This window comes from Nocardia sp. NPDC050697, assembly GCF_040654395.1.
Taxonomy (GTDB): domain Bacteria; phylum Actinomycetota; class Actinomycetes; order Mycobacteriales; family Mycobacteriaceae; genus Nocardia.
Map to the genome: position 1 here is coordinate 263,594 of NZ_JBFAHY010000008.1, position 14,712 is coordinate 278,305.

Here is a 14,712-nt window from a genome sequence, read left to right on the forward strand (position 1 = left end):
CGGCCGTCCGGGGTGCGGAAACCTGATTCACTGAGCGGGTGTGTGCCAACGATGTCCACCAGCACGCCCTGAGCGTCTACGAAGCCATCCGCCTGCGCCGCGACGTGCGCGCCGAGTTCACCGGGGTCCCGATCGACGACGACACCCTGTGGCGGCTGCTCGACGCCGCGCACCGGGCGCCGAGCGTCGGCAACTCGCAGCCGTGGGACTTCGTCGTGGTCCGGGAACCGGCGACGCTGGAGCGGTTCGCCGCGCACGTCGCGGAGAAGCGCCGCGAGTTCCGGGCGAGCCTGCCGCCGGAGCGGGCCGCCACCTTCGACCCGATCCGGATCGAGGGCATCCGGGAGAGCGGCACCGGGGTCGTGGTCAGCTACGACCACGCCCGCGGCGGGCCGAACGTGCTCGGCCGGGCCACGGTGCCGGAGACCGGGATCTTCTCCACCGTGCTCGCCATCCAGAACCTGTGGCTCGCGGCGACGGCCGAGCAGATCGGCGTCGGGTGGGTGTCGTTCTACGACGCCGACCACCTAGCCGAGCTGGTCGGGCTGCCGCCCGGGGTGCAGCCGGTGGCGTGGCTCTGCGTCGGGCCGGTGCGCGAGTTCCAGCGGGTGCCGGATCTGGAGCGGTTCGGCTGGCGCAGCGGGCGCACCCTGGAGCAGGCGGTGCACCGCGAGCGGTTCGGCGGTTAGACCCGCTCCAGCACGGCCGAGGCGCCGATGCCGCCGGCGGCGCAGATGCCGAGCAGCGCGGTCTCGGCGCCGGTGCGGGCGAGCTCGTTCGCCATGGTGGTGACCATGCGGGCGCCGGTGGCGCCGAACGGGTGGCCGAGCGAGACCGAGCCGCCGTGCACGTTCACCTTGGCGGGATCGACCTCGCCGACCGCGCTCGCCCGGTCCAGCCGGGTCTTGGCCCACTCGTCGCTGGCCAGCGCCGACAGCACGGAGAGCGTCTGGGCGGCGAACGCCTCGTGGATATCGACCAGGTCGACGTCGGCGAGCGCGAGCCCGGCCTTGTCGAGGGCCCGCGGCATGGAGATGGCCGGGCCGATCAGCACCTGGTCGGTGGGGTCGACGCTGACGTAGCTCCAGGAGCGGAAGGCGGCGAGCGGGGTCAGCCCGAGCGCGCGCGCCTTCTCCTCGCTCATGAGCAGCACCGCCGAGGCGCCGTCGGTGAGCGGGCTGGCATTGCCCGCGGTGACGGTGCCGTCGGCGGCGAAGACCGGCTTCAGCCGGGCCAGCTTCTCGACACTGGTGTCGCCGCGGACCAGGCCGTCCCGGGTGACGGTGCGGCCCTCCGGCGTGGTCACCGGCACCACCTCGGCGTCGAAGCGGCCGGAGGCGATGGCGGCCGCGGCCCGCTGGTGCGAGCGGACGGCGAACTCGTCCTGCGCGGCCCGGCCGATGCCGTGGATCCGCGCCATCTTCTCCGCCGACTCCCCCATCACCTCGCCGGTGGTGCGCTCGGCGATCTTGGGCCGGGTCGGCAGGACGTCGGTGAAGGGCGCCAGCTGCCGCACCGCGGCCAGGTAGTCCTTGGGCTTGGGCTTGCCGAGCGCGATCGGGGCGGCGGCGTGCACCACGTGCTGCGGCAGCTTGATCTCGGCATTGCTGGTGGAGTCGCTGCCACCGGCGATCATGATGTCGTACTCGCCGCGCTCGATGGCGGCGGCCGCGGTGGTCACCGCCTGCAGCCCGGAGGCGCAGGCCCTGGTGACGGTGTGCCCCTCACAGCCGGGATCGAAGCCGAGGTCGAGCGCGACCTCCCGCGCGATGTTCGGCGCTGCGCTCGGCAGGATCACCCCGCCCCAGACGATCGCCTGCACCAGCCGCTTGTCCAGCCCGGTGCGCTCGAGCAGCCCGCCGACGGCGGCATCCGCGAGCGCGATCGAATCGAGCCGGGTGAAATCGGTGAAGGCGCGGACGAAGGGGGTGCGGGCGCCTGCGACGACGACGGCACGGCGAGCGGTGGAGGCCATGGCCGTAACTTACCCTACGGTAAGGTCGGGCGGGCCGGATTGTCCCGGACACACCACCGGCCGGTGCGCTGCGCACCGGCCGGCTGGAGGCGGGGGACTCGATCAGGCCAGGCGGATCAGGCCGTAATCGAAGGCGTGCCTGCGGTAGACCACGGACGGCCGGTCGGTCTCCTTGTCGTGGAACAGGAAGAAGTCGTGGCCGACCAGCTCCATCTGGTACAGCGCGTCGTCGACCGTCATGGGCGCCGCGGAGTGCACCTTGGTGCGGACGATGTGGCCGGGGCCCTCGCTCTCGGCGGGCGCCCAGGGATCGGGCTCTGCCTCGGGGTGCGCGTGCGCGGCGCCGTTCCGCCCGAAGAGCGTCTCGTCGACCAGCTCGGCGGTGGCCTCGGCGACCGAGAGCGGCGTCTTCTCGCCGTAGTGCACCTTGCGCCGGTCCTTGGTGCGGCGCAGCCGGCTCTCCAGCTTGGCGGTCACCCCCTCGAAGGCGGCGTAGAAGCTGTCGGCGCAGGCCTCGGCCCGGACGATCGGGCCCTTGCCGCGCGCGGTGATCTCGACGCGCTGGCAGCTCTTGCGCTGCCTGCGGTTGCGTTCGTGGAACAGCTCGACATCGAAGAGGAAGATCGACGGGTCGAACCGTTCGAGCCGGGAAAGTTTGTCGGCGACGTAGATTCGGAAGTGGTCCGGCACTTCGACATTGCGACCTTTGACCACGATGTCGGCCCGGTTACCTCCTCCCTCCGCGGTGGTTTCCGGTTCGTCCAGCGTGCCGCCGCGCGGCATCGAAGGATCTGCGTCTTGGACTGAAGGACGTGAAGACGTCACGCGTACCTCCCGGATAGGGCCGCACCGTCGAAAATGGCGTGCGGCGGGATTGATCGTGCCGATCGGCTCTCCGCTCGGCACCGAATGTCCGAGGCCCCACCTCCAACTCCCGTGTCGGGTGTGTGTCCGCGACGCTAGTCCGCCCGCGACCGGTCCGCCACTGTTCACGCAAATTTTCCGTCGATCACGTTCCGCATGTCACCAGCACGTCATGAATGGGTATCCGGTAGCGTCCGGCGACCCGGACCGACTCGGCCGCGGTCGCGCCGGTGGTGAGGACATCGTCGACCAGGACGACCTGCGGATTCGCTGTCCCGGACAGCGTGGCGAGCACCTCCGGTCTGACCACGACCCGTGCTGCCAGATTGCGCCTGCGTTGCGCCGGAGTCAACCCGACCGAATCGCGCGTACCGTGCCGCGATCGCAACAGTGGCGCCATCCGGCAACCGGGCAGCCAACTCGCCGCCACCGCCGCCGTCCTGGCCACCGGATCGCCGCCGCGGCGCCGCGCGGCGGCGGCCCGGCCGGGCGCGGGGATCAGCAGCAGCGGGCGGCCGGGGGCGCGCAGCCGGTGCAGCCCGCGGGCCAGGGCGTAGCCGAGCGGCCCGGCCAGGTCGCGGCGGCCGCGCTCCTTGAGCGCCAGCACCGCGCGCCGCCCCGGCCCGGCGTACGGGCCGAGCGCCCAGCACGGCACCCCCGGATCGGTGCGCGGGCGCAGCCGGACGGGCGGGCCGTCCAGCGCGCTCGCGCAGGCGGGGCACCACGGCAGCCCGGGCAGGCCGCAGCCGCCGCATTCCACGGGCAGGATCAGCTCCAGCAGGGTCCGCATGGCCCGCAAGTCTGGCCGGAGCCACCGACACACCTCAGCCGGGCAGCACCGGGACCACGTTCTCGCCGGTCAAACCGGGCACCTCGCGCCAGAAGCCCTCGGTGGTGACCGGCTGGCCGTACTGTAGCTGCAGTACGGCGCGGGAGTCGGCGACGTACCAGGTGTCCAGCGCCGCGCTGACCACGCGCATGGGCGGGGTGAGGTTCTGCGAGGTCTGGGTGACCTGCTCGGAGCCGTCGATGGAGACCGTGACGACCGGGTCCACATTGCCCTCGCGGGCGATGATGATGGTGTCCCCGCTGAGCCAGCTCAGCGAGACCGCCCTGGTGCTGAGCCCGACGGCGAGCGGCTGCGGCGCGGTGAAGGCGTAGCGCCCGTCCGGGCGGCGCTCCACCACCGCGACGTACACCTTGCCGTCCGCGATCAGCGCGGCCCGCACCCCGCTGCCGGAGATCCGCAGCTCGGTGATGGGCAGCCGGGGCGAGAGCGCCGAGGTGACCGCAGTCAGCGCGGAGATGTCGACGTCCTGCTGGGAGACGGTGCCGGTGGCCCGGTCGGTGGCGGCCCTGACCACCCGCTCACCGTCCACGACGGCCCAGGCGGCGCTGCCGTCCGAGTTCCAGGACGGCCTGCTGATGGTGCCGCCCTCGGCGACCGGGAAGGCGTCGCCGCCGTAGCTGCCGACCATCAGGGTGGCGCGGCCGGCGTCGGCGGCCACCGCGGCGACCAGCTGGCCGTCCTCGGAGAGCGCGGCCGATTGCAGGTTGTTCACCCCGCCGAAGTACCCGGGCACCGGGGTGATGCCGGTCTCCCTGACCTGCACCAGCGTGCCGTTGCGCAGCGCGAAGAGCCCGATCTTGTTGCGCAGGTGCGCATCCGGGGTGTACTGCTCGATATCCGCGACCGACCAGCCGTTCGCGGCGAACCGGTCGTCCAGCGCCTTGCCGTCGGCGAGCAGCACGTACGGGCCGAGCACCTCGGCCGCCGAGAGCGTCGCGACCACCTGGGCGGCGAGCATCTCCTTGTCCCGCGGCGGCAGCGCGGCGGCACCGGCCAGGTCGATCCGGACCCCGCCGAGCCCCACCCCGACCTCCTCCGGGTCGCCGTTGGCTTTGGTGACCGCACCGCGCAGCGCCACCGGCGGCGCAACGACGGTGCGCACGTTCTCGGTGAGCGCGGGCTGCGGGCCGTCCAGCAGCAGGTCGAGCAGGCGCTGGGTGCGCTGCGCGGGCGGCACCGAGATCCAGCGCAGGTCCGGCACCAGCGAGGTGCCGTTGGGGTCGAGGAAGTAGAGCGCGTGCCGCTGGTAGGCCTTGGCGAAGGCGGCATTGTCCATGACGACGCCGTCCTGCAGGTCGTCGATCCGCCACTCGCCGCCGACCCTGGTCATCTCGATCTTGTTCTCCAGCATCGAGCCGTCCGAGGGGCGGTACGACCCGTCCGCGGAGAGCTCGCCGACCTTGCGCGCCCGGATCACGTAGGTCGCGGCGTCGCCGCCGCGCGATTCGCGCAGCGTGTCCGGCTTCTCCACGATCACGGTGCCCGCCGCGTCGTCCCAGCGGGTGGAGGCGGACGGGGTCAGGTACTGCCTGGCCGCCTCGTGCCGGTTCGCCGGGGTGGCGGTGGCCTGCAGGAAGTCGCGGAGCAGCAGGTCGGGGTCGCGGCCGGAGATGGGCGGCGGCGGACCGTCCGAGGTCGGTTCGCGGTCCAGCGTGCCGAGTGCCTGCGGGGCGGAGGACTCCGGCAGGCTGGCGCAGCCGGTGAGCAGCACCAGCGCGGCCACCAGCACACCGATCACGCCCCGGCGCACCGCGGCGGGGGACCAGGTACGCATCGTCATGACTGTACGTCCCGATCGTCGGGGTTCGGCCGGGCGGTGGGCACCGCGCCCCGCTGCAGGCTCGCGACGAACTCCTCGATCTCGTCCCGCGGCAGCCGGACGGTATCCGACTCGTCCGGTTCGGGCTCGGTGCGGATCGACACCTTGCGGGGCGCGTCCAGCGGCAGCGGGCTCGGGCCGAGCTTGCTGCCGCGGGCCATCGGCAGGGTGAGCCGGAAGCTGGCGCCGCTGCCGAGCTCGCCCCACGCCTCGAGCCGGCCCTCGTGCAGGTGCGCGTCCTCCTGGCTGATCGAGAGCCCGAGGCCGGTGCCGCCGGAGCGGCGCATGCGCGAGGGATCGGAGCGCCAGAAGCGGTTGAAGACCAGCTTCTCCTCGCCCGGCCGGAGCCCGATGCCCTGATCCCGGACGACGACGGCGAGCGCGTTGGCCTCCTGGTCGCCGCGCATCCGGATCAGCACCGGCTTGCCGTCGCCGTGGTCGATGGCATTGGCGAGCAGGTTGCGCAGCACCCGCTCGACGCGGCGCGGGTCCACCTCGGCGACCAGCGGGTCCTCCGGCAGGTCGGCGACGACCTCGACCCCGGCGTCCTTGGCCAGATGCCGCACGGTGGAGATGGCGGCCTTGGCGCACATCCGCACATCCAGCGACTCCACCTGCAGCTCGGCGACGCCGGCGTCGTGGCGGCTGATCTCGAGCAGGTCGTTGAGCAGCCCCTCGAACCGGTCCAGCTCGTTGACGAGCAGCTCGGCGCTGCGGGCCAGCGCGGGCGAGAGCTCGTCGCTGCTGCTGTGGATGAGGTCGGCGGCCATCCGCACGGTGGTGAGCGGGGTGCGCAGCTCGTGGCTGACGTCGGAGGTGAAGCCCTTCTGCAGGTTGCCGAACTCCTCCAGCTGGTTGATCTGGGTGGAGAGGCTCTCGGCCATCTCGTTGAACGCCTGCGCGAGCTTCGCCATGTCGTCCTCGCCGCGGACCAGCATGCGCTCCTTGAGCCGGCCGTCCGCGAAGCGCCCCGCGATCCGGGCGGCCGACCGGATGGGCAGCACCACCTGCCTGGTCACCAGCGCGGAGATGGCGGCGAGCAGGACGAGCAGCACGGCGCCGCCGACCAGCATGGCGCCGCGCATGAGCGCCAGGCTGCGCTCCTCGTTGACCAGCGGGAAGATCAGGTAGATCTCCAGGGTCGGGATCTCGGCGCTCGGGCTGCCGATCACCAGCGCGCGGCCGCGGTAGCCGTCCGGGTCGTCGACGGTGGCGAACTGGTAGCTGATCTGGCTGCGCTGCACGAAGCGGCGCAGCTCCTCCGGCACCTCCTGCACCGGCCCGGAGGTCATCTGCTGCGGCGGGGTGCCGCCGATGACGGTGAGCGCGGAGTCGAAGCTGCCCGCGACGCCGCCGGACTGCCCGGTGCCGCCGCGGTTGGAGAGCGAATCCCGCGCCTCGGCGAGCTGCTGCTGCTGGATGCCGTTGCCGTGCGCACCCGCCAGCTGGCTCTCCACCGTGTTCCTGGCGCGCTCCATCTCCTCGATGGCCGCGTTCAGCTTGGCGTCGAGCAGCCGGTCGGTGATCTGGCTGGTGAGCACGACGCCGAGCACCGTGATGACGATGAGCGAGAGGGTGAGGGTGGAGACGATGACGCGCAGCTGCAGCGATCGCCGCCACAGGTGGCCGAGTGCGACGCCCTGGCGCTGCGCCCACGCCGCGGCGATGCCGACCGCCGGGCGCAGACGCGCGATCAGGCGGTCGATCACGGCGGTCCGGCCTTGTACCCGACCCCGCGAACGGTCAGCACGATCTCCGGATTCTCCGGGTCCTTCTCGACTTTGGCGCGCAGCCGCTGCACGTGCACGTTGACCAGCCTGGTGTCGGCCGCGTGCCGGTAGCCCCAGACCTGTTCCAGCAGCACCTCGCGGGTGAAGACCTGGCGCGGCTTGCGGGCCAGCGCGACCAGCAGGTCGAACTCCAGCGGGGTGAGCGAGATCTGGGTGCCCTCCCTGGTGACCTTGTGCGCGGGCACGTCGATCACGATGTCGGCGATGGAGAGCTGCTCGGAGGGCTCGTCCTCGGTGCGGCGCAGCCGCGCCCGCACCCTGGCGACGAGCTCCTTGGGCTTGAAGGGCTTGACGATGTAGTCGTCGGCGCCGGATTCCAGGCCGAGTACCACGTCGACGGTGTCGGTCTTGGCGGTCAGCATGACGATCGGCACGCCGGAGTCGGCGCGCAGCACCCGGCACACGTCGATGCCGTTCATGCCGGGCAGCATGAGGTCGAGGAGCACGAGGTCCGGCCGGATCTCCCGCACCGCGGAGAGCGCCTGGGTACCGTCGCCGACCACGTGCGGGTCGAACCCCTCCCCGCGCAGGACGATGGTGAGCATCTCGGCGAGAGCCATATCGTCGTCGACGACCAGAATCTTCGGCTTCATGATTCCTATGTTGTCATCTCGGTGGCGGGCGACGGGCCGCCACGCCAACACTGGCGATTTCGCACCGTACCCGCCGCGCTATCGGCGCAGTACCGCGGCCAGCCGGTCGGTGACCGTGGCCGGATCGTCATCCGGGCGGTAGCGCCACCAGGGACCGGCCCAATCGCGTTCGGCCAGCTCACGGTACACCGCGCCGGTGCGCAGTTGCAGCTCGGCATCGCGCTCGTAGGCGTCGAGCGCGCGGCCGGGGTCCAGCTCGCCGCGGCGGCGGGCCCGCCGCGCCGCCAGCTCGGTCGGCACGTCGAGCAGAATCTGCAGGTCGGGGCTGGGCAACCCGAATCGGCCGTACTCCAGTTCCGCTGTCCAGGAGACGATATCGCCGTCCGCGGTCTGGCCGAGCCGGGCCGCGCTGTAGGCCGCGTTGGAGGCGACGTAGCGGTCGAGCACCACGTAATCGTGCTCGACGAGCAGCTTTTCCAGCTGGTCCCGCGCGCCCGCCCGGTCCAGCGCGAAGAGCAGCGCCATGCCGGAGACCGAGGCGGCCAGATCGCCGTGTTCGCCGCGCAGCGCCTCGGCCGCGAGGTCGGCGTGCACCGAGTGCCCGTAGCGCGGAAAGGCGAGCGTGGCGGTGCGCGCGCCGCGCGCGGCCAGATCGCTGACGATCCGGTCGGTGAGCGTGCGCTTGCCGGAGCCGTCCAGCCCTTCCAGCACGATGAGGGTGCCCATGCGCAGGGAGACTACGCGGGGCCCCGCCGGCTGCCCGGCGGGGCCCGGTGCGTCAGTACCGGTAGTGGTCCGGCTTGAACGGGCCCTCCACGTCCACGCCGATGTACTCGGCCTGGTCCTTGGTGAGCTTGGTCAGCGTGCCGCCGAGTGCCTCGACGTGGATCTTGGCGACCTTCTCGTCCAGGTGCTTGGGCAGCCGGTAGACCTCGTTGTCGTACTGCTCGGGCTTGGTCCACAGCTCGATCTGCGCGATGACCTGGTTGGAGAAGCTGTTCGACATCACGAACGACGGGTGCCCGGTCGCGTTACCCAGGTTCAGCAACCGGCCCTCGGACAGCACGATGATCGCCTTGCCCGACTCGAACGTCCACAGATCCACCTGCGGCTTGATGTTCAACCGATCCGCACCCGAACGCTCGAGGGCGGCCATATCGATCTCGTTGTCGAAGTGCCCGATATTGCCCAGGATCGCCTGGTCCTTCATCGCCTTCATGTGCTCGAGGGTGATGATGTCCTTGTTGCCCGTGGAGGTGATCACGATGTCGGCCTGGCCGATGGCCTGCTCCACGGTCACCACGTCGTAGCCGTCCATCAGCGCCTGCAACGCGTTGATCGGGTCGATCTCGGTTACCTGTACCCGCGCGCCCTGCCCGGCAAGCGATTCCGCGCACCCCTTGCCGACATCGCCGTACCCGCAGATCAGCACCTTCTTGCCACCGATCAGCACATCGGTGCCCCGGTTGATCCCGTCGATCAGCGAATGCCGGGTGCCGTACTTGTTGTCGAACTTCGACTTGGTCACCGAATCGTTGACGTTGATCGCCGGGAACACCAGCTCCCCCGCCGCCGCGAACTGATACAGCCGCAGCACGCCGGTCGTGGTCTCCTCGGTCACCCCGCGCACCGACTCCGCGATCGCCGACCACTTCCCGTTCTCGGACGCCAGCCGCTCCCGCAGCAGGTTCAAGAACACCTTGAACTCCGCGGAGTGGTCCTCGTCCTCGGGCGGGACGACACCGGCCTTCTCGAACTGCGCGCCACGCAGCACCAGCATGGTCGCGTCGCCGCCGTCGTCGAGGATCATGTTCGCCGGCTCACCCGGCCAGGTGAGCATCTGCTCCGCCGCCCACCAGTACTCCTCCAGGCTCTCGCCCTTCCAGGCGAAGACCGGGGTGCCCTTGGGCTCGTCCACCGTGCCGTGCGGGCCGACGACGACCGCCGCGGCGGCGTGGTCCTGGGTGGAGAAGATATTGCACGACGCCCACCGCACCTCCGCACCCAGCGAGGTCAAGGTCTCGATCAACACCGCGGTCTGCACCGTCATGTGCAGCGACCCGGAGATCCGCGCACCCTTGAGCGGCTGCACCTCCGCGTACTCACGGCGCAACGCCATCAACCCGGGCATCTCGTGCTCGGCCAGCCGGATCTCCTTCCGGCCGAACTCGGCCAGCGACAGATCCGCCACCTTGTAGTCGATGCCATTGCGGACATCGGCCGTCAAAGCGGTTTCAGCGGAAAGTTCGGAAGTCGTCATCTGCCTCTCCAGGGATTGGGCGGCGGTACCCGGCAAGGCTAGCCGCTCGGTCGTGGGCCGTGCCGAGGTGTCCCCCGGCTGCGGCGGCCGAACGCACCGAGCCGAATTCGGTGCGGCTCAGCCGAACGGAATCCCGCTCGGGAAGAGCGTGGACTCCGCCGTGATGGCGCCGTCGGGTTCGTCGGCGTACTCGCCGGCGCAGCCACCGGCGAGCGCGGAGCGCAGCTGCTCGAGTACCGCGGGCAGCACCGGTTCCAGCGAGTGGTCGATACCGCCGTTGCCGAGGGTCGGGAAGGGGGTGAGGCGGCATTGGCCGCCGTCGAGCCGGCCATCACTCCATTCGCGCTCGCTGCGAATGGCGTAGTAGGTGGTGGCGCCGGGGGTGTCGTCCCCGGCGTTGAGCTGCTCCATGAAGGGCGTGCCGGGGCACGCCTCGGGTGCGGCGGGCTGCCCGCAGGCGCCGGGCGAGCCGTACTGCGGTGCGCCGATCGCGACGTACCGCGCCACGGTGCCGATGCCGCCGAGTTCGCGCAGGTAGTACCGGCTGCTGAGCGCGCCGATGCTGTGCCCGACCAGGGTGATCGGCTGCCCCGGGTGCGCCGCGGCCACCGCCGCGACGGCGCCGTCGATGGCACCGGCGTCGGCGGCGATGTCGATGCCCTTCAGGTCGAGCACGACGGGTTCGTACCCGTCGGCCCGGAGTGCGGCCGCGAGCGGCTGGTACGGCAGCGCCCCGAGGTACTGGCCGGGCACGATTACCACGACCCCGCGGGCGGGCTCGGCGTGCCCGGCCCCGGCGGTACCGAACAGGGCGAGTGCGGCCGTGAGACCGACGAACAGGATCCGCTCGAGCATCTAGCGCAGCCTAACCTCACCCGGCCCGGCCGTGGAGTGCTAGGCGACGCTGCCGTACTGGGCGAGCAGCCGCTCCCGCTTGCCCGGTTGCAGGTTGGCCCTGGTGATGTCGCCCCGGTAGTGGGCGAGCACCCGGTGGTCCATGATGCGCCGCCAGAGCGGCGGGATCGCGGCGAACAGGATCATCGACGCGTACCCCGCGGGCAACTGCGGCGCCACCTCCGAGGTCCGCAACGTCTGATACCGCCGCCCCGGATTCGCATGATGATCACTGTGCCGCTGCAAATGGAACAGGAAGATATTCGTCACCAGACGATCACTGTTCCACGAATCCCGCGGCGAACACCGAGCCCACCGCCCATCGGGCTTGCGCTCCCGCAACAACCCGTAGTGCTCGACATAGTTCACCGTCTCCAGCAACACCGCACCGATCACCGCCTGCACCAGCAACCACGGCAACACCGCCACCCCGAACGCCAGCACCAGCCCACCGAACAACACCACCGTCATCGACCACGCCTGCAGGATGTGATTCTTCGGCGACCACCACCGCACACCGTTGCGCGCCAGCCGCTGCCGCTCGATCGTGATCGCCGACCGGAACCCACCCGAGACGCTGCGGGGCAGGAACGCATAGAGCGACTCCCCCAGCCGGGCACTGGCCGGATCCTCCGGCGTCGCCACCCGCACGTGGTGCCCGCGGTTGTGCTCGACGAAGAAATGCCCGTACCCGGACTGGGCCAGCGCCAGCTTGGCCAGCCACCGCTCCAGGTGCTCGACCCGGTGCCCCAGCTCGTGCGCGGCATTGATCCCGATCCCCGAGACCAGCCCCAGCGTCGTCGCGAGCCCGAACTTGTCGACCACGCTCAGCTCGGTCCCCGCCCACATCCAGCAGGCGATCAACAACCCGATCAGCTGAATCGGCAGGAACAGATACGTGCACCACCGGTAGTACCGGTCGGCCGACAACCGCTCGTAGTCCTCATCCCTGGGATTGGACCCGTCTTCCCCGACCAGCCAATCCAGGACCGGAATCGCGACCAGCACGATGAACGGCCCGATCCACCAGAACACCGCCCACCCCGTCTGGTACACCAGCTGCGAGGGCAGCAGGGCCGATGCGGGAGCGATCAACCCCAGAAACCACAGGTGCCGTTTCGAGTCTGGCGATGTGTCTGCCCTTTGCACCTTTGCTCCGCTACGTAAAGCCGTACTTTCTGTGTCATAGGAATAGTTCCAGATCACGCGCGCGTTACACCCCCCTTACAGACAAAAACGTGGCCACGAGCACAATGACAGCGGTCGGTATTTGTCGGGTTCCCCCAAGCGATCTCACGAACGAGGCTACCCCGTCCACAAAGCGGAGGCGAGGGGGGAGGCGGCGCCTGTGGACAACTCCGTCAGGAAGGGGCGCGGGCCGCGAGGATGGCCTCCACGTACGGGCCGAGCAGCAGGCTGAGCTCCGCGGGGGTGTCGCGGTCGGGCGTGGGCGGGGTGGGGATGTAGCTCATGGCGAGCCGCACCATGGCGTGCGCGAGCACCGCGGACTCCGCGGCCGATGCCGCGACCCAGCTGTGCTGGAATGCCGCGGCGAGCCGCTCCCCCGCGTGTTCCAGCAGCGGCCCGGCGTCCAGGGTGATGAGCCGGAGCAGGTCCAGCTTGACCTCGCCCGCCACCAGCGAGCGGACCAGCGGGTCGGCGGCGGCGTCGACCAGGAAGTTGGCGATGCCGTCGTGTATGGCGGCGCGGGCGTCGCCCACGTGCGCGGCGATGGCCGCCGCGACGTGGTCGACCAGGTCGTCGGCGAGGCGAAGCGCGTAGGCCTGGGAGAGGCCGGTGCGCGAGCCGAACTCGTTGTAGAGCGTCTGCCTGCTCACCCCGGCCCTGGTCGCGACGTCACCAAGGGTGATCTTGGACCAGTCGCGCTCGGTGAGCAGGCCGCGCACCGCGTCGAGCACCGAGGTGCGCAGCAGTTCCCGCGCGGCCTCCTGATACGACGGCCTGGATCCGGAGCGCGGCATACCCGCGACAGTGGCACGGGCGTGCGCCGCAGTCAAAATGTCACGACCGCTCGATCTCGACCATGAAGAAGTCGGCCTTGGCGGCGCCGCAGTCCGGGCAGCTCCAGTCGTCCGGGATGTCGTCCCAGCGGGTGCCGGGCGCGATGCCGTCGTCCGGCCAGCCCTTCGCCTCGTCGTACTCGAAACCGCACTGAATGCACTGGTAGAGCTTGTAGTCGGTCATGCCGGAGCCTCCTCGAAGTCGATTTTCTCGCGGACCCCGCAGTCCGGGCAGCACCAGTCGTCCGGTACCGCCGACCACGCCGTCCCCGCCGGAAAGCCCTCGTGCGGTTCGCCTTTCGCCTCGTCGTAGACGTACGCGCAGACGGGGCAGCGGTAGGCGCTCACGAGGCGGCGCCGTAGCGGGCGAGCACCTGCTCCCGCCGCGCGGGCAGGATATTGGCCCTGGTGACGTCGCCGTCGTAGTGCGCGAGCACCTTCGGGTCCATCACCCTGCGCCAGAGCGGCGGAACGTACGCGAGCAGGATCATGGTGGCGTAGCCGGCGGGCAGGTTGGGGGCGCCCTCCCAGCTGCGCAGGGTCTGGTAGCGGCGGGTCGGGTAGGCGTGGTGGTCGCTGTGCCGCTGCAGGTGGTACAGGAAGATATTGGTGACCAGGTGGTCGCTGTTCCAGCTGTGCGTCGGCGCGGCGCGCTCGTACCGGCCGCTCGGGGTGCGCTGCCGGAGCAGGCCGTAGTGCTCCAGGTAGTTCACCGCCTCCAGCAGGCTGAACCCGACCACGGCCTGCAGCAGCAGGTACGGCAGCAGCCCGATCCCGAAGATCGCGCAGAGCGCGCCGAAGAGCAGCACCGTCATGGCCCAGGCGCTCAGCACCTCGTTGTGGATCGACCACGGCCCGGAGCCGGTCCGCTCCAGCCGCGCCTTCTCCAGCCGCCAGGAGGAGGTGATCCCGCCCCACACGGTGCGCGGCCAGAAGCGGTAGAAGCTCTCGCCGAGCCGGGAGCTGGCCGGGTCCTCCGGCGTGGCCACCCGCACGTGGTGGCCCCTGTTGTGCTCGATATAGAAGTGGCCGTACCCGGACTGGGCCAGCGCGATCCGGGAGAGCCAGCGCTCCAGCTCCACCTTCTTGTGTCCGAGCTCGTGCGCGGTATTGATCCCGACGCCGCCGATGATGCCGACGGTGATCGCCAGCCCGATCCGGTCCACCGTCCACAGCCCGCCGTCGATGTGCAGCCAGGAGAGGTCGTCCGCGGTGATCAGGTAGCAGGCCAGGATCAGCGAGGCGTACTGCAGCGGCAGGTAGAGGTAGGTGAGGTAGCGGTAGTACCGATCGTTCTCCAGGTACTCCATGACCTCGTCCGGCGGGTTGTCGCCGTCCGGGCCGATGAAGACGTCGGCGATCGGGATCACCAGGTAGATCAGGATCGGCCCGAGCCAGAACGGCACGTGCGCGGCGCCGTCCCAGCCGAGCCGGCTGAAGAGGTAGATCGTCGGCAGCCCGATGAGGAACAGCCCCGCCGGGGCGAAGAGCCCCCAGAGCCAGTAGAGGCGCTTGGTGTCGCGCCAGGCGGGCGCCTCGATGGACGAGGGTTCGGCTTCGGTGGACATCGTCGTCTCCCATCCCGGATACACAGTGTGATGTGCGTTACCGCGTTAGGTTGACGATACCGCCGATCGTGTCGGCAA

General features: G+C 70.7%; 15 protein-coding genes. 1 reads left to right on the forward strand and 14 read right to left on the reverse strand.

Features of this window, described 5'->3' with window-relative positions:
* The first annotated feature begins 68 nt into the window (after positions 1 to 68).
* A complete protein-coding gene (bluB, locus tag AB0H71_RS26475; RefSeq protein WP_357026347.1) occupies positions 69 to 689 on the forward strand; it encodes a 5,6-dimethylbenzimidazole synthase in 621 nt (206 codons plus the stop codon).
* Here the strand turns inward: bluB and AB0H71_RS26480 are convergent.
* From AB0H71_RS26480 to AB0H71_RS26545, 14 genes are all read right to left on the reverse strand, one after another.
* Positions 686 to 1,975: an acetyl-CoA C-acyltransferase gene (locus tag AB0H71_RS26480; protein ID WP_357026136.1), complete on the reverse strand. Its 1,290-nt coding sequence runs from the start codon at positions 1,973 to 1,975 to the stop codon at positions 686 to 688. The two genes, bluB and AB0H71_RS26480, sit on opposite strands and share 4 nt — an antisense overlap.
* Before the next feature lie 102 nt (positions 1,976 to 2,077).
* Positions 2,078 to 2,758, reverse strand: a complete 681-nt coding sequence (gene raiA, locus AB0H71_RS26485; RefSeq protein ID WP_357026138.1) for a ribosome-associated translation inhibitor RaiA — start codon at positions 2,756 to 2,758, stop codon at positions 2,078 to 2,080.
* Positions 2,759 to 2,984: 226 nt separating this feature from the next.
* A complete protein-coding gene (locus AB0H71_RS26490) occupies positions 2,985 to 3,629 on the reverse strand; it encodes a ComF family protein (RefSeq protein ID WP_357026140.1) in 645 nt (214 codons plus the stop codon).
* A gap of 34 nt (positions 3,630 to 3,663) precedes the next feature.
* Positions 3,664 to 5,469: an MtrAB system accessory lipoprotein LpqB gene (gene lpqB, locus AB0H71_RS26495; protein WP_357026142.1), complete on the reverse strand. Its 1,806-nt coding sequence runs from the start codon at positions 5,467 to 5,469 to the stop codon at positions 3,664 to 3,666.
* The gene (gene mtrB, locus AB0H71_RS26500; RefSeq protein WP_357026349.1) at positions 5,466 to 7,175 is read right to left on the reverse strand and encodes an MtrAB system histidine kinase MtrB; all 1,710 of its coding nucleotides are present in this window, start codon (positions 7,173 to 7,175) and stop codon (positions 5,466 to 5,468) included. Before mtrB ends, lpqB begins: the two co-directional genes overlap by 4 nt.
* Positions 7,176 to 7,213: 38 nt before the next feature.
* The gene (mtrA, locus tag AB0H71_RS26505; RefSeq protein ID WP_174552879.1) at positions 7,214 to 7,900 is read right to left on the reverse strand and encodes an MtrAB system response regulator MtrA; all 687 of its coding nucleotides are present in this window, start codon (positions 7,898 to 7,900) and stop codon (positions 7,214 to 7,216) included.
* A 69-nt stretch (positions 7,901 to 7,969) separates the two neighbouring features.
* Positions 7,970 to 8,617, reverse strand: coding sequence for a dTMP kinase (locus AB0H71_RS26510; protein ID WP_357026144.1), 648 nt, complete (start codon positions 8,615 to 8,617; stop codon positions 7,970 to 7,972).
* Positions 8,618 to 8,669: 52 nt separating this feature from the next.
* Positions 8,670 to 10,151, reverse strand: coding sequence for an adenosylhomocysteinase (gene ahcY / locus AB0H71_RS26515; protein WP_357026146.1), 1,482 nt, complete (start codon positions 10,149 to 10,151; stop codon positions 8,670 to 8,672).
* Between the two features lie 117 nt (positions 10,152 to 10,268).
* Complete coding sequence (locus AB0H71_RS26520; protein ID WP_357026148.1) at positions 10,269 to 11,006, reverse strand: alpha/beta fold hydrolase; 738 nt, start codon at positions 11,004 to 11,006, stop codon at positions 10,269 to 10,271.
* A gap of 39 nt (positions 11,007 to 11,045) precedes the next feature.
* Positions 11,046 to 12,194: an alkane 1-monooxygenase gene (locus AB0H71_RS26525; protein WP_357026351.1), complete on the reverse strand. Its 1,149-nt coding sequence runs from the start codon at positions 12,192 to 12,194 to the stop codon at positions 11,046 to 11,048.
* Positions 12,195 to 12,406: 212 nt separating this feature from the next.
* Entirely contained in the window at positions 12,407 to 13,027 is a 621-nt protein-coding gene (locus AB0H71_RS26530; RefSeq protein WP_357026150.1) for a TetR family transcriptional regulator, read from the reverse strand.
* Between the two features lie 40 nt (positions 13,028 to 13,067).
* Entirely contained in the window at positions 13,068 to 13,250 is a 183-nt protein-coding gene (locus AB0H71_RS26535; RefSeq protein ID WP_357026152.1) for a rubredoxin, read from the reverse strand.
* A complete protein-coding gene (locus tag AB0H71_RS26540) occupies positions 13,247 to 13,414 on the reverse strand; it encodes a rubredoxin (RefSeq protein ID WP_357026154.1) in 168 nt (55 codons plus the stop codon). Before AB0H71_RS26540 ends, AB0H71_RS26535 begins: the two co-directional genes overlap by 4 nt.
* Positions 13,411 to 14,634, reverse strand: a complete 1,224-nt coding sequence (locus tag AB0H71_RS26545; RefSeq protein ID WP_357026155.1) for an alkane 1-monooxygenase — start codon at positions 14,632 to 14,634, stop codon at positions 13,411 to 13,413. Before AB0H71_RS26545 ends, AB0H71_RS26540 begins: the two co-directional genes overlap by 4 nt.
* Positions 14,635 to 14,712: the final 78 nt, after the last annotated feature.

Bases quoted from the DNA above. Each gene is read 5' to 3' on its own strand.
- AB0H71_RS26480 (WP_357026136.1), bottom strand. From the start codon at position 1,975: ATGGCCTCCACCGCTCGCCGTGCCGTCGTCGTCGCAGGCGCCCGCACC.
- raiA (WP_357026138.1), bottom strand. From the start codon at position 2,758: ATGCCGCGCGGCGGCACGCTGGACGAACCGGAAACCACCGCGGAGGGA.
- AB0H71_RS26490 (WP_357026140.1), bottom strand. From the start codon at position 3,629: ATGCGGACCCTGCTGGAGCTGATCCTGCCCGTGGAATGCGGCGGCTGC.
- lpqB (WP_357026142.1), bottom strand. From the start codon at position 5,469: ATGACGATGCGTACCTGGTCCCCCGCCGCGGTGCGCCGGGGCGTGATC.
- AB0H71_RS26510 (WP_357026144.1), bottom strand. From the start codon at position 8,617: ATGGGCACCCTCATCGTGCTGGAAGGGCTGGACGGCTCCGGCAAGCGC.
- ahcY (WP_357026146.1), bottom strand. From the start codon at position 10,151: ATGACGACTTCCGAACTTTCCGCTGAAACCGCTTTGACGGCCGATGTC.
- AB0H71_RS26520 (WP_357026148.1), bottom strand. From the start codon at position 11,006: ATGCTCGAGCGGATCCTGTTCGTCGGTCTCACGGCCGCACTCGCCCTG.
- AB0H71_RS26530 (WP_357026150.1), bottom strand. From the start codon at position 13,027: ATGCCGCGCTCCGGATCCAGGCCGTCGTATCAGGAGGCCGCGCGGGAA.
- AB0H71_RS26535 (WP_357026152.1), bottom strand. From the start codon at position 13,250: ATGACCGACTACAAGCTCTACCAGTGCATTCAGTGCGGTTTCGAGTAC.
- AB0H71_RS26545 (WP_357026155.1), bottom strand. From the start codon at position 14,634: ATGTCCACCGAAGCCGAACCCTCGTCCATCGAGGCGCCCGCCTGGCGC.